The sequence below is a fragment of the Mucilaginibacter robiniae genome (assembly GCF_012849215.1).
Classification (GTDB): domain Bacteria; phylum Bacteroidota; class Bacteroidia; order Sphingobacteriales; family Sphingobacteriaceae; genus Mucilaginibacter; species Mucilaginibacter robiniae.
On record NZ_CP051682.1, the window covers coordinates 4,837,133 to 4,857,856 of the forward strand.

14 protein-coding genes and 1 riboswitch are annotated in these 20,724 nt (G+C 39.4%); of the genes, 5 read left to right on the top strand and 9 right to left on the bottom strand.

Annotation, left to right across the window (positions count from 1 at the left end; all coding sequences use genetic code 11):
- Positions 1-4 precede the first annotated feature (4 nt).
- The 7 genes from ccoG to HH214_RS21205 all read right to left on the bottom strand — a co-directional run bounded on the left by ccoG (position 5) and on the right by HH214_RS21205 (position 8,037).
- Positions 5-1,381 (bottom strand): cytochrome c oxidase accessory protein CcoG, encoded by a 1,377-nt coding sequence (gene ccoG, locus HH214_RS21175; protein ID WP_169610951.1) that lies wholly within the window; start codon positions 1,379-1,381, stop codon positions 5-7.
- Positions 1,382-1,426: 45 nt separating this feature from the next.
- Positions 1,427-2,308, bottom strand: coding sequence for a cbb3-type cytochrome c oxidase N-terminal domain-containing protein (locus HH214_RS21180; protein ID WP_248282168.1), 882 nt, complete (start codon positions 2,306-2,308; stop codon positions 1,427-1,429).
- 29 nt (positions 2,309-2,337) lie between these two features.
- A complete protein-coding gene (locus HH214_RS21185) occupies positions 2,338-2,529 on the bottom strand; it encodes a hypothetical protein (RefSeq protein WP_169610953.1) in 192 nt (63 codons plus the stop codon).
- A 12-nt stretch (positions 2,530-2,541) separates the two neighbouring features.
- Positions 2,542-4,671: a cytochrome-c oxidase, cbb3-type subunit I gene (gene ccoN, locus HH214_RS21190; RefSeq protein ID WP_169610954.1), complete on the bottom strand. Its 2,130-nt coding sequence runs from the start codon at positions 4,669-4,671 to the stop codon at positions 2,542-2,544.
- Positions 4,672-4,742: 71 nt separating this feature from the next.
- Complete coding sequence (gene ccoS / locus HH214_RS21195) at positions 4,743-4,931, bottom strand: cbb3-type cytochrome oxidase assembly protein CcoS (protein ID WP_169610955.1); 189 nt, start codon at positions 4,929-4,931, stop codon at positions 4,743-4,745.
- Positions 4,928-7,327, bottom strand: coding sequence for a heavy metal translocating P-type ATPase (locus HH214_RS21200; RefSeq protein WP_169610956.1), 2,400 nt, complete (start codon positions 7,325-7,327; stop codon positions 4,928-4,930). The genes ccoS and HH214_RS21200 overlap by 4 nt, the downstream gene beginning before the upstream one ends.
- 260 nt (positions 7,328-7,587) lie before the next feature.
- Positions 7,588-8,037 carry a pyridoxamine 5'-phosphate oxidase family protein gene (locus HH214_RS21205; RefSeq protein ID WP_169610957.1) on the bottom strand — a complete coding sequence of 150 codons (450 nt, stop codon included), beginning with the start codon at positions 8,035-8,037 and terminating at the stop codon, positions 7,588-7,590.
- A gap of 323 nt (positions 8,038-8,360) precedes the next feature.
- On the opposite strand from HH214_RS21205, the gene HH214_RS21210 reads away from it, so the two are divergent.
- The 3 genes from HH214_RS21210 to HH214_RS21220 all read left to right on the top strand — a co-directional run bounded on the left by HH214_RS21210 (position 8,361) and on the right by HH214_RS21220 (position 12,957).
- Positions 8,361-9,542, top strand: coding sequence for a metallophosphoesterase (locus HH214_RS21210; RefSeq protein ID WP_169610958.1), 1,182 nt, complete (start codon positions 8,361-8,363; stop codon positions 9,540-9,542).
- A gap of 175 nt (positions 9,543-9,717) precedes the next feature.
- A riboswitch (cobalamin riboswitch) is annotated at positions 9,718-9,960 on the top strand.
- Between the two features lie 182 nt (positions 9,961-10,142).
- Positions 10,143-12,449, top strand: a complete 2,307-nt coding sequence (metE, locus tag HH214_RS21215; protein ID WP_169611248.1) for a 5-methyltetrahydropteroyltriglutamate--homocysteine S-methyltransferase — start codon at positions 10,143-10,145, stop codon at positions 12,447-12,449.
- Positions 12,450-12,567: 118 nt separating this feature from the next.
- A complete protein-coding gene (locus tag HH214_RS21220; RefSeq protein WP_169610959.1) occupies positions 12,568-12,957 on the top strand; it encodes a DoxX family protein in 390 nt (129 codons plus the stop codon).
- A gap of 39 nt (positions 12,958-12,996) precedes the next feature.
- Here HH214_RS21220 and HH214_RS21225 read toward each other — a convergent pair whose 3' ends face one another.
- Complete coding sequence (locus HH214_RS21225; protein WP_169610960.1) at positions 12,997-15,639, bottom strand: PAS domain-containing protein; 2,643 nt, start codon at positions 15,637-15,639, stop codon at positions 12,997-12,999.
- A 230-nt stretch (positions 15,640-15,869) separates the two neighbouring features.
- Between HH214_RS21225 and HH214_RS21230 the strand changes: the two genes are divergently transcribed.
- Together HH214_RS21230 and glgP are read left to right on the top strand one after the other, a co-directional pair.
- Entirely contained in the window at positions 15,870-16,787 is a 918-nt protein-coding gene (locus HH214_RS21230) for a bestrophin family protein (protein WP_169610961.1), read from the top strand.
- Positions 16,788-17,293: 506 nt separating this feature from the next.
- Positions 17,294-18,949, top strand: a complete 1,656-nt coding sequence (gene glgP / locus HH214_RS21235) for an alpha-glucan family phosphorylase (RefSeq protein WP_169610962.1) — start codon at positions 17,294-17,296, stop codon at positions 18,947-18,949.
- 162 nt (positions 18,950-19,111) lie between these two features.
- Here the strand turns inward: glgP and HH214_RS21240 are convergent, their stop codons facing one another.
- Complete coding sequence (locus HH214_RS21240; protein WP_169610963.1) at positions 19,112-20,644, bottom strand: DEAD/DEAH box helicase; 1,533 nt, start codon at positions 20,642-20,644, stop codon at positions 19,112-19,114.
- Positions 20,645-20,724 lie beyond the last annotated feature (80 nt).

Consider the following 20,724-nt stretch of genomic DNA (forward strand, 5'->3'; position numbering starts at 1 on the left):
TAGTTTAATCAACAGGTCCAACAAAGGTGGTACTAGTAGTTCCCACTACCGTTTTACCTTGTATAATTTTTAAGTTTATATCCGTTTTAGCCGCTGTAATATGGTTTGCAGGTACTAACAAAAAGAAGGTGGCTTTTGTAGCCTGATTACTGCCGATTACTCCAGGTGCCTGAATATATTTTATTTTTATCGATGGGTCATCAGCCACCAGCGTAATATTTTGCGCTTTGTTGGTTTTGTTAATCAAATCAGCATTGTAAATGTTGCTGATATAGCCGCCTGGCTGTTCCTGATAAAGCAAACCTGCAGAACGGAGTACAGTAACATCAATGTCACTCTGTCTGCCCACAAACCAAGTAAGTGCACCCAACAATGTAACCATCACTAAACTGCAAGTGGCCATACGGGCGGTAAAAGCAGGTTTGGTCTTTTTCTCGATCATTTCTTCCGAATAAAAACCAATTAAGTTTGCCTGCTTATTAATTTTAAGCATTACTTCGTTACAAGCATCTATACAGGCTGTACAGTTAATACATTCCAACTGAGGCCCTTTACGAATGTCGATACCTGTAGGGCATACATCTACGCACAACTTGCAATCTACACAATCACCTTTCTGCTCTTCACTTTTGCGGTTCAGTTTACCACGAGGCTCTCCGCGTTGATAGTTGTAAGCTACACTTAATGTATGTTTATCGGTTAATACACCTTGCAAGCGGCCATAAGGGCATATTACGGTACATACAATTTCGCGTACCTGGCTGTAAATAAAATAGAATACAGCAGTAAATAAACAGATACTGATAAAGCCTGACCAATGTTGGCTAATAGGTTCAGTGATAATTTTCCACAAACCCTCACTACCAATAATGTAGGATAGGAATGTATTAGCAATAACAAATGAAAGCACGATAAAGATAACATGCTTACTCGTTTTTCTAATAATCTTATTGGTTGTCCACGGTGCGGCATCTAGCTTTTTACGCTGACGGGCATCCCCTTCAATCCATGCTTCTATTTTACGGAAAAACATTTCCATAAATATGGTTTGCGGGCAAATCCAACCGCAAAAAAAGCGGCCAAACGCCATGGTGAACAACACCACGCACACAATACCTGCCAGCATCACCAGAACAAACAAGAAAAAATCTTGTGGCCAGAATACTTTACCCAGTATTACAAACCGGCGTTCCAGTATATTTAACAACAAAACAGGGTTGCCATTAATGCGCAAGTATGGTGTGGCAAAAAACAAAAGCAGATATAGGTAGCTTAACCAGCTGCGATACTGGTACAGCTTACCTTTACGAACAAGCGGATACATCCACTTGCGCTTTCCGTCTTCAACGGTATCCGGCTTGTTCGTTTCAGTTACTATCATGGTTTAATTAATTATTCAAATAATTAAAGATCAGCGTAGCCAATCTTATTTTTTAATCAGCATAGCTGTTTTTAATGTAGCATTAGCAGCACCCTCTTCTTCTTTAGTACCTTGTGGCTCTTTAGCACCAGCCGGGTTTGTACCATGTAATGATTTGATGTAATTAGCTACATCAGCAATCTGGCCAGGTGATAATTGCTTTTCCCAGGTAGGCATGCCTTTGGTGGTTATACCATATTTGATGGTTTTAAAAACATCATTGATTTTTCCGCCATGCAACCAGTAATCATCTGTTAAGTTAGGTCCCACTACACCTTGACCATGATCGCCATGACAAGGCACACAGTTTTGTTTAAAGATGGCTTGTCCAGATGCTAACATGGCTGGTTCGGTAGATACTTTCACTGTGTTCTCATCCACTCTGTTAGCAGCTTTAGCCAGGTAAACAGCTTTTTCCTTAGCGGCTACAGCCATTTCAGTTTTGTACTCATCATATTGCAGCTGCCCTATGCCTAAAACATGATAAGTGAACAAGTACGCTACTGCAAAAACTATAGTAGCATAAAACAAGTACATGAACCAGGCTGGTGTTGGATTATCCAGCTCCTGAATACCATCATAATCATGCTCAATCAGGATAGATTTTTCTTCAGACAGCGGCTTCAAAGAAAGCAGCTTGTTAAATACTTCTGCTTTGGTTGGTTTAGCTGGTTTAGCCGGCTTCAACTCTAGCTGAATTTGCTCTTCCGTATAGCCTTCAGCTTTAAGTACTAAGCGAGTTAAAACTTTAAATGCTTGTAATACAATTAATAATGCAGCTACAATTACTAATAAAGTGCATACAACAGCTCCGTATCCGATATAGGCTTTCATTTCGCCGGATATCAGGCTATCAGCAGCCAACATGGGCTGTGCTGCTAATAGCATAATTGATAAAAGTGTAGGTTTTAAGTACATCATAACTGCAAATATTTAACGGTTGAGTCATCAGTGTCATGTAGCGGAAGGTCGCTCATGTAAGTATTATGAGTTTTCTTCATGCGCAGCATTAAAACGGTAACCACGATGAAGAACACCAGGAAGATTCCTAAAGAGGCTATCAGATAAATCTGATTACCCGATATATTTTCGGTAAATTGCTTAAACATAATGAGGTGTTATTAATTGTTGCTGGCAGTTTTGTTAGCTTTAATGTCAGTACCCAGGCGTTGCAGATAAGCAATCAATGCAACGATCTCTTTAGTTGGTTTTACTTTGATATGGTCTTTAGCCAGATTATCAGCAATCCCTTGAGCTTGTTTGTTCAGATCCTGATTAGCTTTTTGAGCAAAATCAGCAGCATACGGTACACCCAATTTGCGCATAGCATTTATTTTAGCAGCAGTAGTTGTAGTGTCTAATGTCTGGGTAATCAGCCAATCGTAGTTTGGCATAATACTACCTGGCGACATCAGGCGCGGATCCATCATGTGATTATAATGCCATGCGTTACCATATTTTCCACCCTCACGCTGTAAATCAGGTCCGGTACGTTTAGAACCCCACAAGAAAGGGTGATCATACACGAACTCGCCGGCTTTGCTGTATTCACCATAACGTTCAGTTTCTGACCGGAAAGGCCGTACAGTTTGTGAATGGCAGTTTGAACAGCCTTCACGGATGTAAATATCACGTCCTTGTAACTCTAGCGGCGTATAAGGTTTTACACTAGCAATAGTTGGTATATTAGATGATATAGTTAGCGTAGGCATCAGCTCAATGAAAGTACCAACCAGGATAACCAGTAAGGCCAACACCATTAATTGTATAGGTCTTCTTTCAATTACCCGGTGCCATACATCGCCTTGTTGTTTCACGTAAACTGGTTCTAGTGGCATAGCCTCTGCAGCTTCATTACTTACCAAACGGCCTTGTGTCATAGTACGGGCTATGTTGTAAGCCATCACAATAACACCAATCAAGTAAAAGCCACCACCTATTGAACGCATTACGTGCATTGGTAAAATACGCAGGGTGGTTTCCAAGAAGTTTGGATACTTCAGCATACCTTCAGCTGTAAACTCTTTCAGCATTAAGCCTTGTGTAAAACCTGCCCAGTACATAGGTATGGCATAAAACAGGATACCTAATGTGCCAATCCAAAAATGGAAAGTGGCCATCTTTTTAGAGTACAGGTTGGTACGGTAGATACGAGGAATCAACCAGTATAAAATACCAAAAGTTAAGAAGCCATTCCAACCCAAGGCACCAACGTGTACGTGCGCTACAATCCAGTCGGTAAAATGGCCAATAGCATTCACTTGTTTCAGTGATAACATGGGGCCTTCAAACGTAGCCATACCATAAGCTGTAAGGCCTACTACCATGAATTTAAGCACTACATCATCACGCACTTTATCCCAAGCACCACGAAGGGTAAGTAACCCGTTTATCATACCGCCCCAGCTTGGTGCAATCAGCATAATAGAAAATACTATACCTAATGATTGTGCCCACTCGGGCAAGGTGGTGTATAATAAATGGTGAGGGCCTGCCCAGATGTAAATGAATATAAGCGCCCAAAAGTGTAAAATACTTAGTTTGTAAGAATATATGGGACGGTTAGCCATCTTAGGTAGAAAGTAATACATCATGCCCAGATAAGGCGTAGTTAAAAAGAATGCAACCGCATTATGGCCATACCACCATTGTACTAATGCATCTTGTACACCAGCAAAAAGGTAATAACTTTTTAAACCTGAAATAGGCAGCTCGAATGAGTTAACAATATGTAAAACCGCAATAGTAACAAAGGTGGCAATGTAGAACCATATAGCTACATACAAGTGACGTTCACGCCGCTTGAATATAGTACCGAACATATTCACACCAAATACCAACCAAATCAACGTAATGGCAATATCAATCGGCCATTCTAATTCAGCATATTCATGTGACGTGGTAAAACCTAAGGGTAAAGTAATTACAGCTGAAACAATGATGAGCTGCCATCCCCAAAAATGAATATGGCTTAGCACATCACTGAACATACGGGCTTTAAGCAGCCTTTGCAGAGAATAATAAACGCCCATGAAAATGGCATTGCCCACAAAAGCAAAAATTACTGCATTGGTATGCAGCGGCCTGATACGGCCAAAAGTGGTGTACTGGTTGCCCATGTTCATACCGGGCTTGTACAACTGTATAGCTATCAAAAGGCCCACCGTCATGCCGATGATGCCCCAAACAATGGTAGCTATCCCAAAGTTGCGTACAACCTTGTTGTCATAGTAAAATTTTTCGGGTTGCATAAATTAATTAAGAAATTGCGTGTGTTTGATGTTGTAAAAGTAGAACAGTGGCCTGGGCTGCAGAATGACGGTCATTGGCTCAAAAACTGATCTTCATCACTATTTTGTGAATTTACATCAGGCTGATCATCTAGCAGGATACGTACTGAGGGAGTATATAAATCTTCGTGCTGACCATGCCGCTGCGCCCAGAAAAAGGCACACAAGAACATCAGGGCAAGCAAAATGCTGCACCCGATTAAAAAATAAATAATGCTCATAACAGTCGTCTGTTTTTAGCTGCTATATGAGTAGCTATGCTGGTGAATGAAATAATAGTTGCAGTGCTCAAAGGCATTAATATAGCCGCAATAAGCGGAGATAAATGACCGGTAATGGCGTAGCTTAAACCAATGCAGTTGTAGGTAAGGGAAATAAGGAAAGAGATATGTATGATGCGAACTGAATCTTTAGAAAACTTAAAAAATTCGGGCAGCTTACTTAGAGATTGACCATCTAATATAGCATCGCTTCCTGGCGAAAAGTTGTTAACGTCATCCGTGATCGCTACACCCAGGTCGCTTTGTTTTAAAGCACCGGCATCATTCAACCCATCACCTATCATCATTACTTTGCCACCTTTCAGTTGCAATGCTTTAATGAAATCCAGTTTATCTTGCGGTGATTGCTGAAAGTGCATACAGTTATCATCCTCAAAAAAGTTGCATAAAACATCTCGCTCATAATCCTGATCGCCTGACAATAAGCAAAACTGGTATTGCGGCTTCAAGCTGAATATCTGCTTTAATCCATTGCGAAAACTTTGTTTAAACACAAACGTGCCCCTGTACACTTCATCAATTACTACGTGTACTTCTGTAGCTGTTTTAAGTTTAATGGAAGGTTGCGCTGCAAATGACGCACTACCTATCTGTATAGTATGCCCCTTTACCGTAGCTGATATTCCTTTACCTGCAATCTCCCGATAGTTATTCACTAACAGTAAGGTATGCTCACCCAACATCCGGCAAATTTGCCGACTAAGCGGGTGACTGGAATTACCACACAAGCTATAAACCATATTTTTTTCCAAGTCGGTTAATTCGCCGTGTAAACTAACAGTGGTATCTGCACCAGTAGTAATAGTACCGGTTTTATCCAGTACCAGCATATTTATACGGGCAAGTTGCTCTACTACAGCCGTATTTTTCAGGTAAAAGAAGTTGCGATCAAAAACACTCAAGGCGGCCGACATGGTAAATGGTGTACTTAATGCTAGTGCGCACGGGCACGCTACAATAAGTACCGCAGTAAACGCCGATACAGCCCGGCTAACATCTGTAGGCAGCCAGAACAACAGTGCACCTAAAGCAACCACCAGCAAAGCCACAGAAAAATAGCGACTAACTTTTTCACTGAAAGTTTGCATCCGATTATCTGGCAAGCGGGTAAAAGCTTCGTTATTCCAAAGTTGAGTTAAATAGCTTTGCGATACAGGTTTAATAACTTCCAATTCAAGTGCACCACCGGTTTGTCGGCCACCTGCATAAATAATTTCTCCGGCAATACGGCTTACAGGAATAGCTTCGCCAGTAACGAAACTAAAGTCAATCAAAGCATCTCCTTGCAGCAAAATAGCATCAGCAGGAATAATTTCATTGTGCCTGATACGTATGCGCTGACCTACCTTCAACTCTGATAATGGCACAGGGCGTTCTCTTTTTTCTTCTTGGTTTTCTTCCAACACCTGCACTGCCACCGGGAAAAATGACCGGTAGTCACGCTCGAAAGAAATGTGGTAATAAGTTTTGCGTTGTACGAATTTACCAACCAGCAGAAAAAACACCAATCCGCATAAAGTATCGGCAAAGCCTGATCCAGTATGTGTTAAAATTTCTGCCAGGGTACGTACAAATAAAACGGCAATACCAAGAGCTAAGGGAAAATCGATATTTAGTATCCGATTGCGAAGATTGTTCCAGGCAGAGGTGAAGTATTCAGTTCCGCTATAAAATACTACTGGCAGTGAAAACAAGATATTCAACCAGCCGAAAAACTGCCGGAACGTTTGCTCCTGACCGGATAAACCTAGGTACTCCGGAAAACTCATAAGCATCACATTACCAAAGCAAAATCCGGCAAGTGCTATTTTTTTAACCAGATTATCTTTTTTGCCGGTAATCTGTTTTTTTACTACATCCTGCAGGCTGATTAAAGGTTCGTAACCAATATCGTACAGCAATTCTACTACCTGCCGTAAGCTGATGTCGCTTTTATTAAAGCGCACATTTAATTGCTTTTTCAGGAAATCTACCCGGCTGTAATATATAGCTGGATTAATTCTGTTTAACTGCTCTAACAACCATATGCATGAACTGCAATGCATGTACGGTATGTATAAGGTAGCAATAACAATTCGATCATCGGCATAATCAATCAAATCACCGATAATGGAAGGCTCATCTAAAAACTCAAAGCGTTTGTCTACGCTGGCGCGGTTTGCTCCGGGGTGGTCATTATAAGTATAGTAATTGCATAAACCGCTTTGCGAAAGTACCTGATAAACCCCTTTGCAGCCTAAGCAACAAAAGCTTTTATCATCCAGTTCGTAATGTGTTTCGTTGCATTCATTGCCACAATGGTAGCAGTCAACTTGTGTAAGGGTATGTACGCCCATCTTTAAGAATTTACTTAATCAAAAATCAGCCTAATTCTAAAAATGGGGAATGATGCCAGTTAAGTAAAAATATGACTAAGATCATATTTACATTACAGCTCACTTAATAACGTTTATCGTTTCTTAAGCTTTTTAATATATTAATAGCATTTTTAAGGATGCTTTAAAAAGTTTAAGTAACTTGGAACAGAACCATTTCACAAGCTAAATTATAAAAAGAGTTAGTCGTTATAACTACCTATTTTAAATTAATTTAACAATTAATCATCTGCTCGTCCAGAAATCGATTCATACTTTATTCTGAAGAAAACCTGTGCAGTGTTTGAATGCAAATCAGTAGATTCAAGCTGATCAGCATTCGGCGACTCGGAAGGAAGGCTTACCCGTTGTCTAATCAAGTATTCAGTGTAGCGAGGTCTCAAATCTCCTAGCTCATTTTCATTAGTTATCTCTTCGTATCTACCGTTAATTACTACACACCTCCAATGATTTGCGTCTCTGATTTCATCCACTTCCAAACAAACAGATGTATGTTTGCGCATCAAATCAATTTTCAAACCCTCCAGTGAGTAACATAAAACGGCATTCTCTTCATAATGGTAATGAATAGGTACTACATAAACTTTAGTTCCGTCGGTACAACCAATACGTGCCAGAAAGTTACTTTTTAAAACTTCTTGAATTTCGGTATCATTAAGTGTTCTTAACATGTTTTCTCCATTTAATTATTAATTGAACAGGATTTGCTAACTATATAAGCCAGTAAACCCTGTTCTGTATTGCTAATTAAATTTGATCGTTTTCTGTTGTTTAAAGAATGTTCTTAATCACAATACCGTATGATAACCATCATACGAATTTACTTATCAGATTCACATAATATATTTAAGTAATTATATATTAATAAGTTAAGTAATATTATACAATATACAAATCACACCTAATGTAATTAGCAGGTCCTATTTAATTTAAGTTTAAAATATTTATAGGGTTCATCCGTCTTTAACTACTGCACTTGCATGCACGTATTTATATGAAACAACGTATTGCTTATATTACACTTATTTGGATTTTAACTGATCTTTACTTTTTCCAAGCTGTTCATACTCTATCCAACAATGCTCTTATAGTATATGGTTATTGGCTAATCGACCTGATACTGGTTGGTGGTATTTTTTACGTAAGCCGTGGGCAACGTATGCGTCAGCACCCTCGGTTAGTTTCGGTGTTAATGGCATTGATGTTACTGGCTGTTGTACCCAAAATATTTGGTTCAACCGTGCTATTGTTGGAAGATATTACCAGACTATTTCGTGGCTTTCCGCCAAGAAGTTATTGGGTTAGTTTAACAACAGTAGTTATTGCTGCTATCCCGTTCTTCGCTTTACTTTTTGGTCTTACGCAAGGACGACATCATTACCAAGTACTTCGTGAAACGTTGGAGTTTGACGACTTGCCGGATGCATTTGATGGTTTTACCATTACCCAGCTTTCAGATATACATTCGGGAAGTTTTACCAGCGAAAAAGGTGTAGGAAAAGGATTAGCCTTAGTTAATGCACAAAAGAGTGACATCATTTTATTTACAGGCGATTTGGTAAACAACAAAGCTTCTGAAATGGACCGATGGATCCCTGCTTTTGCCAAACTTCAGGCATCCTATGGTAAATACTCGGTGTTAGGCAACCATGATTATGGCGATTATGTACAATGGGAAAACCTTGGTGATAAACAAGCTAACCTAAACCAGCTTAAAAAAATACACGAGGAAATTGGTTTCAATTTGCTCCTGAATGAAGCTACACAGATTAAAAAAGACGGACAAGCTATAACATTAGTAGGCGTAGAAAACTGGGGTAAAGGCTTTCATCAATATGGTGATTTGAAAAAGGCCACCGCAAATGTAGCAGACAGTGCCTTTAAAATACTCCTCTCTCATGATCCTACCCATTGGGAAGCGGTTACACTAAAGCACCATCAACCGGTTCATTTAACACTGGCTGGGCACACACATGGTATGCAGTTCGGTATCGAGTTTTTAGGTTTGAAATGGAGCCCGGCGAAATATATTTACCGGAACTGGGCTGGGTTATACAAACAAAACAACCAATACCTGTATGTAAACCGGGGTTTTGGCTTTTTAGGTTTTAAAGGTCGCGTAGGTATCTGGCCAGAAATTACAGTGATTACATTAAAAAAGAAACACATTAAATGAATATCACAATCCACTTATACGTAACAAGTTAAATTACCAACCTCATGTATAACTAAGCATTAAATTTAAGTACAAGCTTGTATTTACCGAAGATAGATTATTGTGTTCCTGTTAAATGATTAGTTAAAATGATATTGCAATCTGTTATCTTTGTGCTAACGTTCTTTACAAGAATAAATCTTCCAGCAGCAAAGGTTTTCGGCGAGAGTCGGAACGAAGAAGGAACCGTGTGCAAATCACGGGCTGTCGCGCAACTGTAAGTTTTACAATGAATAGCAAATAGCATGAGGTAATTTAATTTTCCAAACTGCTATCAGCATTCATTACTGTTAAGCACATGCCACTGTTAGCTATTAGCTTATGGGAAGGCGCTTAATGGAAAACGAGCCAGGAGACTTGCCTATGCTGTTTTAAGACCGATGCTTTCGCGATTGAAGCAGTAGTCCATGGACAAACATGAATGTCATGAACACAAGGGAAGAGTTGCGCCCGATTGTACTGGCTTTCTATTGTTTATTTCTACCCTATTTTCCCGAAAGTGTACCAAAAACGTAAGGAGCATTAATTATCTATTAATGTTTAACCAAAAGTTTTATGCGTATGCTTAAAAACAACCTCGGCTACCCCAGAGTGGGCAGCCACCGACAATTAAAAAAAGCCTGTGAACAATACTGGGCAGGCAAAATTGACAAAGGCGAACTACACCAAGTTGCCCGGAAAATCAAAGAAGAAAACTGGCAGTTACAGATAGATGCCGGCATTGACCTGATTCCATGTAATGATTTCAGTTACTATGATCAGGTACTGGACATGAGCTTGCTATTAGGTGTCATACCTACCCGTTACACTCAGGTAGTATCTAGCGTAAAAGAAAATGACGAGCTTGACCTCTATTTTGCTATGGCTCGTGGCTACCAGAAAGATGGGCTGGATGTTACAGCCATGGAAATGACCAAATGGTTTGATACCAACTACCACTACATTGTGCCTGAGTTTACAGCTAACCAAGAGTTTCGTGTATTTTCAGAAAAGCTTTATGCCGAGTTTAACTACGCACATCAGTACTGCGGCAAAGCAGCTAAACCCGTAATTATTGGTCCGGTATCTTACCTGCTTTTGGGTAAAGAAAAAGAAGAAGGATTTGAACGGATTGATCTTATCAAAAAGCTGGTTCCGGTTTATGTAGAAATCATCAACCGGCTGAAAGCATTAGGTGCCGAATGGGTGCAGCTTGATGAACCTTATTTAGCGTTAGACCTAAGCAAGAAAGAGAAAGAAGCATTTGCCTATGCGTACCAAGCCATCAGCAATCGTATTAGCGGCATCAAAATTTTGGTAGCTACATACTTTGATGCATTGCTGGATAATACTCATCTGGCAGTTAATTTACCTATAGCAGCCTTGCATATTGATTTAGTACGTGCTCCTGGTCAGTTGGATGAAGTACTGGCACTAATTCCTGAAAGATTATCATTATCGTTAGGCGTAGTAGATGGTCGTAATGTTTGGAAAAATAATTATCAGCAATCGTTAGAATTGGTTAACCAAGCAACTGCTGCTATTGGAAGCGACAGGATCATGATTGCGCCATCTTGTTCTTTATTACATTCTCCTTATGATCTTGATCTGGAAACCCAATTGGATTACGGTTTGAAAAACTGGATGGCGTTTGCCAAACAAAAGTTAACAGAAGTAAAAGAGTTATTCGATATCAGCCAAGGAAATACAACTTCATTACAAGCTAATCAGCAAGCTCTTGATACTCGCAGCTCATCAAAATTAGTGCATAAAGAAGTGGTGAAGCAACGCGTGGCTGATATTACTGATACGGATGCTCAAAGAGGGAGTGCCTTTGCTATACGCCAACAATTACAACAAAAGCGTTTTCAACTACCTTTATTTCCAACTACAACAATTGGTTCTTTCCCGCAAACAGATGATATACGCAAGCTAAGAGCTAAGTTAAAAAAGGGCGAGATTACACAAGCAGAGTACGAGCAGGCTATTGAACAAGCTACTATAGATACCATTCGCTTACAGGAAGAAATTGGCTTGGATGTTCTGGTACATGGCGAGTTTGAGCGTAATGATATGGTAGAGTATTTCGGCGAGCAATTAGAGGGTTATTTGTTCACCCAAAACGGCTGGGTACAAAGTTATGGTAGCCGCTGTGTAAAACCACCGGTTATTTACGGTGATGTAAGCCGCCCTAAAGATATGACGGTGCGTTGGAGCAGCTTTGCTGCTGCACAAACTGAAAAGCACATGAAAGGCATGCTAACAGGACCTATCACCATATTACAATGGTCATTTGTACGTGACGATCAGCCAAGATCAGTTACTGCCAACCAAATTGCCTTAGCTATACGTGACGAAGTAGTAGCGCTTGAACAAGCTGGTATCGGCATTATTCAAATTGATGAGCCTGCTATTCGTGAAGGATTACCGTTGCGTAAAGCCAACTGGCCAACTTACTTGGATTGGGCAATTAAGGCTTTCCGTATTTCGGCCAGTGGTGTGCAGAATGAAACACAGATTCATACCCATATGTGCTACAGTGAATTTAATGATATTATTGAAAACATTGCGGCTATGGATGCTGACGTAATCACCATCGAAACGTCGCGTTCACAAATGGAACTGCTGGAAGCTTTTGCAGATTTCGAATACCCGAATGAGATTGGCCCAGGTGTATACGATATCCACTCCCCACGTGTACCTAGCACAGAAGAGATGGTTAGCTTGCTAGAAAAGGCAGCAACACTGCTGCCTGCAGAAAACATCTGGGTAAATCCGGATTGTGGTTTAAAAACCCGTAAGTGGCCTGAAACAAAGGCCGCCTTGGAAAACATGGTTGCAGCAGCTAAACAAGCTCGCGAAAAGCAAGTTGAACCAGAAACACTGTAAAATAACAAAGCCTTGCTACTAATTAGCAAGGCTTTGTTGTTTATCATAACACTTCTAAGTGTAGAATTACCGTTGTGGAATAGTGTTTGTTAATTATTCAAGTATACAAATAGCTAACATGACCAATAAAGAAATACTAAAAGATACCAGCCGGATATTATTAGGATCAGCTCTGGTATTTGCAGGCGTTAGCCACCTAAGTTTTGCCCGCAAAGAATTTCAGGCGCAAGTACCTAACTGGATACCTTTAGAAAAAGATGACACCGTAGTATATTCTGGCTTTGTTGAAATTGCATTAGGTAGTGCTTTGATATTCACTCCTAAAAAGCATCGAGAAACCGTAGGCAAAGTTGCGGCCGCGTTTTTTGCAGCAGTTTTCCCGGGCAACATTGCACAGTACACTCATGATCGTAGTGCTTTTGGTTTAAACACTGATAAAAAGCGATTTGCAAGATTATGGTTTCAACCAGCTCTTGTTTATTGGGCACTTAAAAGCACAAGCAAATAAACCTACTTATTAGGTTTATTTGCTCTTCAATATATCAGATTAATTTAGCCTGATATTTTCTGATGATAAATCCTGGTTTAAATCTATCAGAATACTATTGCTTACCGTGTTTTTTGGTGTTAGTACCGGTATACTAAAATAGAACGTAGAACCTTTTCCTGGCTCACTTTCTATCCAGAACCTACCTTGATGACGCTTAAGCACTTCGGACGATATAAACAAGCCCAATCCTAAACCTTCAAAACGCATGGCTGTGTTATCTACACGATAATAACGGTCAAACAATTTATCAATGTGTGCTTGGTCAATACCAATACCAAAATCCTGCACTGAAACGGTAACGTGGTCATTGTCTAGCCAGCTCTTTACTACCACCTTCTCTCCTTTCGGCGAATATTTTACTGCATTAGATAAAAAATTATTTATCACCTGCTCCAACCGGAATTGGTCTCCGGTAAAAGTTATTTCTACCGCACTCTCTAACATGATTTGATGAGAAGGCGATATATGCTGAACACTCTCAATGCTGTCTTTTAAAAGTTGCTTAAAGCTAAATGGCTGCATGTGATATTCCAATTTACCAGCATTCAGTTTAGTAACATCCAATAAATCTGAAATGAGCTTTTCCAGACGCAAGATGTGTTCGGATGATTTACTCATGAAATTGCTCAGCTTTTCCGTATCACGCGTGCGTTGCATGATTTGATTAAAAGCTTTAATACTGGTGAGCGGCGTTTTTAACTCATGACTAGCTATAGATAAGAATTCATCTTTCTTTTGCTCATTTGCTTTCTGCAAATCTATGTTGGTATTGGTACCGATCCACAACTTAATCTGGCCGTTTTCAATTAAAGGCACAGCTTTACCCAAGTGCCAGTAGTATGACCCGTCGGCAAATCGTATGCGGAATTCAACAGTGTAATCCTTACCAGTCTTTAGCGATTTCATCCATAACTCGGCGGCTCTATTGAAATCCTCCGGATGAATAAACTTTTGCCAGCCATAACTAACTGCAACTTCCGAATCATAACCCAGTTGCTGGCTAGCTAATTGGTTCACATAGTTTATAGTTCCATCTGGCGTTGCTGTCCAAACCTGTTGTGGCATAGCATTTAGTAAAAAGCGGAAGCGCTCTTCACTATCCTTTAATTCATGAACTGTGAGCTGGAGCTGATCTTGAATAGCAATCAGCTCTTCATTTGTACTTACCAGTTCCTCGTTAGAAGCCATCATTTCTTCATTAATGACGGTTAGCTCTTCGTTGGTTGCGGCTAATTCTTCCGTCGTTTCCTGTAATTCAGCTTTGCTAAATTCTAAGTCATTCCGGCTTTCTACTAGTTCGGTAATATCAATTACAGTAACGAGCAATGATTCTACATTACCATTTTGATCCAGTATGGGATCATACGAGAACTTAGCATAATGTGTATGCAAGGAGCCATCTACTGCAGCCAAGGTAACCGGAGTTTCAGGTAAGGCTATTCGCTCCTTTGTTTCAAATACATTACGCATGCGTGCAGGGTTTGGCTGATCAACCAGTTCAGGAAAAACATCTGTTAAGGTAAAGCCAATTACCTGCTCACTGTTACGCCGCCATATGTTCAGCATGGGCTGGTTAGCTTGTTCAATAACCAGCTCTCGTCCTCTAAGAATCGCCATGGCTACCGGTGTATTGCTTACCATAACCTGAAAGCGGTATTTGGCTGCCTCAATAGCTAAACGGTTATGTACTTGCTCAGTTACTTCAGTAGCCACAATCATGATGCTATGCGTAACCCCATTCTCGTTTTTAAGAGGCTTAAATACAAAGTTGGTATAAATCTGCTTCAGTACACCGTTGTATTCCATAATGCCAGGTGCTTCATTACCCAAAAATGCTTCGCCACTTTCAAAAACCTGTTTTAAAACAGGGAAAAAGCTTTGCCCTTCAATTTCCGGAAGTGCCTGGTATATAGTTTTGCCAATTACCGCATCAGACTTACCCCAAATTTTTAAAACATATTGATTTGCCTGTTCAACTATAAAATCAGGTCCTTTGAATACAGCAATAGCTACGGGTGCGTCATCAATCATGTAACGAAGATTACTTTCGCTCTCCGCCAATTCACTTGTCCGTTTTGCCACCCGACTTTCAAGTTCCATGTTCAACTCATGCAAACTATCTTGTGTTTGCCGCAACTCTTCATTGATGGAAAATAGCTCCTCATTAGCTGCAGACAATTCGCCATTTAAAACCTGTTCACGCTCTAACATGAGGCTTTGCCGATGTTCCTTTTCAACTGCTTCGGAACCCAATACACGTTCAGTTACATCGGTAGCGGTGTGCAACAAACAATATATTTCTCCCTCACTATTTTGCAAGGCACGGTATTCATAATCATAATACTTAACCTGTAAACGGTCATCTACATATAATTCCGCAGGTACATTGGTGCCGTTAAAAGTGTTTCCTGTTCTAAGTACCGATTGTAATTGTGCAATAAAAACTTGCCCTTGCAGTTCCGGTACAGCTATAGCCAATGGCAAACCAACTATTGATCGATCTTTACCCCAAAAGGCCAACATGGCATCGGTAACAGCTTCAACAATCAAGTCATCGGTTGTATATATGGCCGTAGCAATATGCGAAGAAGAAAATATATTGAGTAACTGATTGCAAGTAAGCAGCGTAGTATTGTTCATAATCCTTAAAGAGCCTGTAAAGATAATGTTAATAACGCCCTTTTTCAGACTTAATTACGTCATAAATTATAATATAAATAATTCATAATGTATGCTTTTATCACATCAACATCAAAGCCAACTAGTATTCCTAACTAGGTTATTATTTTTGTAGTTTATTCATGTATCACTAAGTAATATTTATATTAACTAAATGAAGATGGTTTAATTTGTAAAACCATACAAGCACTATGATTAAGAAAGGTAATGAAAGCTGGTTTCGTATGTTATTTATCTGGAGAGGTTCGGTACTTCCAAAATTATTACCTCGTTTAATCCTGCTTCTGTTACTTTCTATCGGTATTGTATTTTTTAAAGGAACTTTATTCAATTATAAAGTCCCTTTAAACCCTACGCCTTTTACCTTATTTGGCATTGCACTCGCTTTATTTTTAGGTTTTCGGAACAATGCCAGCTATGATCGTTTTTGGGAAGCTCGCAAACTTTGGGGCGCTTTGCTGAATGATACCCGCTCGCTGGTTCGCCAATCCATAACATTAACTAGCTATTCGGCACAAAGTGAAGAAGTAATCAGCTTTGTTCGTTACCTGACAGCTTTAGTTTACGCACTGAAACACCAGTTAAGAAACACTGATGCCTCAGCCGACTTACAGCAAAGATTACCTCAAGAGTTAGCAGCGAGAATAAATGCAACTCTCTACAAGCCAATCATGATATTGAAAGAGCTTGGATGTTGGATCAAAGAGGCTAAACTTCAGGGGAAGATGGATTCTATACAACAAACGGCAATGGATGAAAACTTAAATAAGCTTTCAGATATAATTGGTGGTTGTGAAAGGCTGGCATCAACGCCAATACCTTATACTTACAGCATTCTGCTGCATCGTACTGTTTACCTGTATTGCTTGATGTTACCTTTTGGCTTTGTAGATAGCTTGGGCTGGTTTACACCATTGGTAGTAGTTTTTATTGCCTACACCTTTGTGGCCCTAGAGGCTATAGCCGACGAGATAGAAGACCCTTTTGGCACGGAGGCTAATGATTTAGCATTAAACGCTATGAGTATTTCTATTGAAACTACTTTGCTTGAAATGGTTGAACAGCCTCTACCTCTTCAACCAACAAGTAAAAACAATATTATTGATTAATACAGCCGCTAGAGTTAAACAGCATATTGTCTTTTAATAACTTCATCCTGGCAAGTGTCAATCTTGAGGTATTTTACGCCATCAGCTGGTTTGTAACTTTTCCCTTTATAACCATACACTTGTACTGTAGAATGGTTGCATGGTGAAGAAATAACCATTTGATTGTATTTGCCTTTAAATCTTTTAAAATAAAGCATAATTGGATTTGATTACTTACCGTAAAATTGAAATATATAACTCATTTAATTAATGATACAGGTCATTTCACGGTTTGATATAAATCAGCCACTAGCCTTTAGATGCCTTATGTTTGCACCTGTATTTAGTATAATTAGATCATCTCTTACGTTAAATCTCGTTGCGTAACAGGCATAATACAACACACTACATTTTAAAATGAGCCGTTGTAAAGTTTTAAATATAACTTAACTTGTGCTAACATCCGACGTATAAAAAGCAAAATCACTAAACTTTAATAGCAGCCTACCTGCTTCCACTCCCGATTAATGATTACAAAAAAAGACATTTTTAGCTACGAGCCAGACCTTCAATACCAAACATTAGCTGCATACTTTTCAATGGAATTTGCCATCGACCAGTCGCTCAAAATTTACAGCGGTGGTTTGGGTTTTCTGGCGGGTTCACACCTGCGTAGTGCTTACCAACTTAAACAGAACTTAGTAGGCATAGGCATGCTTTGGAAGTATGGCTACTACGACCAAGGAAGGGATACTAAGGCTTTCATGCAACCGAATTTTACACAAAAAGATTACTTCTTTTTGCAAGATACTGGTTTAGTATTTACAGTGCAGGTGCACAGTTCACCTGTACATGTAAAAGCATGGTTGCTAAAACCAGAAACTTTTGGGTCGGCTCCTTTATTTTTGCTCAGTACAGATCTTCCGGAGAATGATGAGCTTTCAAAATCCATTACACACTATTTGTATGATGCTAATGAAGAAACCCGTATTGCCCAAAGCATTGTTTTAGGTATAGGCGGCGCTATGCTGCTGGATAAGTTAGGCCTAACACCCGACGTTTACCACATGAATGAAGGCCATGCCGTGCCTCTTAACTTTTATTTATATGATAAGTTCAAGAGCTTGGATGAAGTACGAAAAAGAGTAGTTTTTACCACCCATACGCCCGAGATGGCTGGAAATGAATCACACCTATACAGTTTACTGCATGAGATGTCTTTATTTTATCATCTGCAAGAACATGAAGTGAAATCTTTGTTGGGTTTAAATGGTGAGTACTTTAACTATACATTGGCTGCACTAAAGTTTTCCCGCAAGGCTAATGCAGTATCGCAATTGCACGGCGAGATAGCTCGACAAATGTGGAGTGACAATGTTGGCGTATGTGAAATTACAGCAATTACCAATGCTCAAAATAAAGATTACTGGAAAGATGATATATTGGACAATGCCATTGCTACCGGCAGTAATGATGTAATCGTTAGCCGTAAAAAGGAAATGAAAAAGTCCTTATTCAAGATAGTAGCCGATCAATGCGGTAAACTATTTGATGAAAATGTCCTTACCATTGTTTGGGCCAGGCGCTTTGCAGGTTACAAAAGGGCAGATTTGGTAATGCAAGATTGGGATAGATTCATACACCTGATTAGCAATACACAATACCCTGTTCAAATTATATGGGCGGGCAAGCCTTACCCTAAGGATATGGAAGGTATTGCATTATTTAATCACATTATCGAGCGCGCTCGACCATTTAAGAATTGTGCGGTACTTACCGGCTATGAATTGGCATTATCAGCTGCCTTGAAAAAAGGTGCAGATGTATGGCTCAACAATCCACGTATGTACCGAGAAGCTTCGGGCACCAGCGGTATGAGTGCGGCTATGAATGGCGCCATAAACCTTTCTATGCTTGATGGCTGGGTACCTGAGTTTGCACAAGGTGGTAAAAATTGTTTTCTCATCCAACCGGCACCTGATGAACTATCCGTTCAAGAAAAGGACAGTATTGAAAACCAGAACCTAATGAATAGTTTAGAAAACATTGTATTACCGATGTATTATCAAAATGAATCAGAATGGTTAAATATTTTAAAGCAAGCAACTACTGATGTTGTCCCGACTTTTGAAGCAAGCCGGTTAGCTCAAGAATACTATGAAAAGCTTTATCATACTGCATAGTTGTTCGTGTATGATAACGAGTATCTTTTTATATACTCCTTTTTGGTCATTTAGTAAATCTACCTTCTTGCTTAATTTTACTAAATGACCAAAGCAAAAAGGTGTTATGCTACAAACAGGTAACACCTTTTTCCTTTGTCTAATATATTATATTCCTGACTATCAAACGGCAATCTTTTGCGTTGCCCGTTGTGTCATAATCTCTTGGATCTGGCTTTTGAGTTTATTTTTATAATCTTCTTGTAGCCATTCCAGATAGTTTTTAGTTACTTTACCTAAGCATTTGCCATACTGTTTTACTCTCCAGACAATCTCTTTGTCTAGCTCTTCTGAAAGTGCAATTGCATCAGTAATCGTATCGCTATTATCAGCACACATAAGCACATGCTGCTGTATAGAATCAGCTATGACAGTACTATGTTTCTTGTTATCCTCAACGGCATCATGATAGGCTTTCTGCATATCAAAAGAAATTTCCAAGCTGTTCGGAAACTTAGAACGCATATCAGACGGCATGGTATGAGAATCATGACTAACCTGACTATGAATACTTTCACAATATTCTTCCGGGTGTTCAAATATATACTGCCAATCAACCGAGGCATTCCATTCCCCGAACCGGTCAACGTTATTGCCTAAATCTATAATGGTAAAATCCTTTTTTCGAGGCAATCTTCTGGAACCACGCCCTATCATTTGATGATATAAGGTTAATGAAGTAGTTGCCCTATATAAGATTACGCTTTGTACGGTAGGCTCATCAAAGCCTGTAGTTAAAATAGACACAGAAGTAAGTATAGCGCCCCGGGTTTTTTTGAGCCAGTTTAAAATCTCTGCCCTTTCTTCTGCCGAAGTTTCATTATCCAAATGCCGGGCAGGATAACCAGCATCGTTAAACATCTGGCACACGGCTTTAGAAGCAAAAATACCGTTATTGAAAATTAAAGTTTTTTTATTTTTGGAGTGCTCTTCATACGCATGCAACAACAGTTCTAACATAGCTGGTGAGGCATAAAGTTCATCCGAACTGCTAACGGTAAAATCGCCATGTGCTGTTTTTTGTAAAGTATTTAATTCTACATCATAACGCCAAGCAGTGGGTTTAGCCAGAAAACCTTGCTCAATCAGCGAGCCAATGCTTTCACCAATGACTAGCTCATTATAGGTTTCACGCATCGGCAAGCTTATATCCGAGCTGTATGGTGTAGCAGTAACGCCGATGATTTTTGCATTCTCGAACTTATCTAAAAGTTTTTGAAAGGAGTTGTGATGTGCTTCATCAATAATAACTAGTCCAATTTCGCTGGTATCAACCAATCCATCGTTAATACGATTGTTCAAGGTTTCAACCATAGCTACATAACAGCGGTAATGGTCTTTTTTACTAACTTTTTTTACTGCACTATTAATTACTTTGTTTTTGATACCCAAACCTTTTAATGTTGATGAGGTTTGGTTGCACAGTTCCTGACGGTGGGTTAAGATGATTACTTTTCCATCATACTTATTTAAAAACCGATTAGCAATTTCCGAAAAGATCACCGTTTTACCGCCACCGGTAGGTAACTGATATAATAATTTGTAATTAGCAGGCACTTGCTCTAGCTTATTAAACAACGTGTTAATGTCAGCTTGCTGATAGTCGTAAAGTTCTGTTAAAGGTTTTTCTGTAGTATTGGTAGTAATATTATCCATCTTGTCAGTATCGTTATAAAAATATGAATCACTTTAGGATTCATATTTTTATAATCAAGAATACAGCCAAACAAGAATTC

What these genes read in the sequence shown, in the direction of transcription:
- HH214_RS21240 (WP_169610963.1), bottom strand. Translation starts at nt 20,644, where the DNA reads ATGGATAATATTACTACCAATACTACAGAAAAACCTTTAACAGAACTT.
- HH214_RS21200 (WP_169610956.1), bottom strand. Translation starts at nt 7,327, where the DNA reads ATGGGCGTACATACCCTTACACAAGTTGACTGCTACCATTGTGGCAAT.
- glgP (WP_169610962.1), top strand. Translation starts at nt 17,294, where the DNA reads ATGATTACAAAAAAAGACATTTTTAGCTACGAGCCAGACCTTCAATAC.
- ccoS (WP_169610955.1), bottom strand. Translation starts at nt 4,931, where the DNA reads ATGAGCATTATTTATTTTTTAATCGGGTGCAGCATTTTGCTTGCCCTG.
- HH214_RS21210 (WP_169610958.1), top strand. Translation starts at nt 8,361, where the DNA reads ATGAAACAACGTATTGCTTATATTACACTTATTTGGATTTTAACTGAT.
- HH214_RS21225 (WP_169610960.1), bottom strand. Translation starts at nt 15,639, where the DNA reads ATGAACAATACTACGCTGCTTACTTGCAATCAGTTACTCAATATATTT.
- HH214_RS21185 (WP_169610953.1), bottom strand. Translation starts at nt 2,529, where the DNA reads ATGTTTAAGCAATTTACCGAAAATATATCGGGTAATCAGATTTATCTG.
- ccoN (WP_169610954.1), bottom strand. Translation starts at nt 4,671, where the DNA reads ATGCAACCCGAAAAATTTTACTATGACAACAAGGTTGTACGCAACTTT.
- HH214_RS21220 (WP_169610959.1), top strand. Translation starts at nt 12,568, where the DNA reads ATGACCAATAAAGAAATACTAAAAGATACCAGCCGGATATTATTAGGA.
- HH214_RS21180 (WP_248282168.1), bottom strand. Translation starts at nt 2,308, where the DNA reads ATGCTATTAGCAGCACAGCCCATGTTGGCTGCTGATAGCCTGATATCC.
- HH214_RS21230 (WP_169610961.1), top strand. Translation starts at nt 15,870, where the DNA reads ATGATTAAGAAAGGTAATGAAAGCTGGTTTCGTATGTTATTTATCTGG.
- metE (WP_169611248.1), top strand. Translation starts at nt 10,143, where the DNA reads ATGCTTAAAAACAACCTCGGCTACCCCAGAGTGGGCAGCCACCGACAA.
- HH214_RS21205 (WP_169610957.1), bottom strand. Translation starts at nt 8,037, where the DNA reads ATGTTAAGAACACTTAATGATACCGAAATTCAAGAAGTTTTAAAAAGT.
- ccoG (WP_169610951.1), bottom strand. Translation starts at nt 1,381, where the DNA reads ATGATAGTAACTGAAACGAACAAGCCGGATACCGTTGAAGACGGAAAG.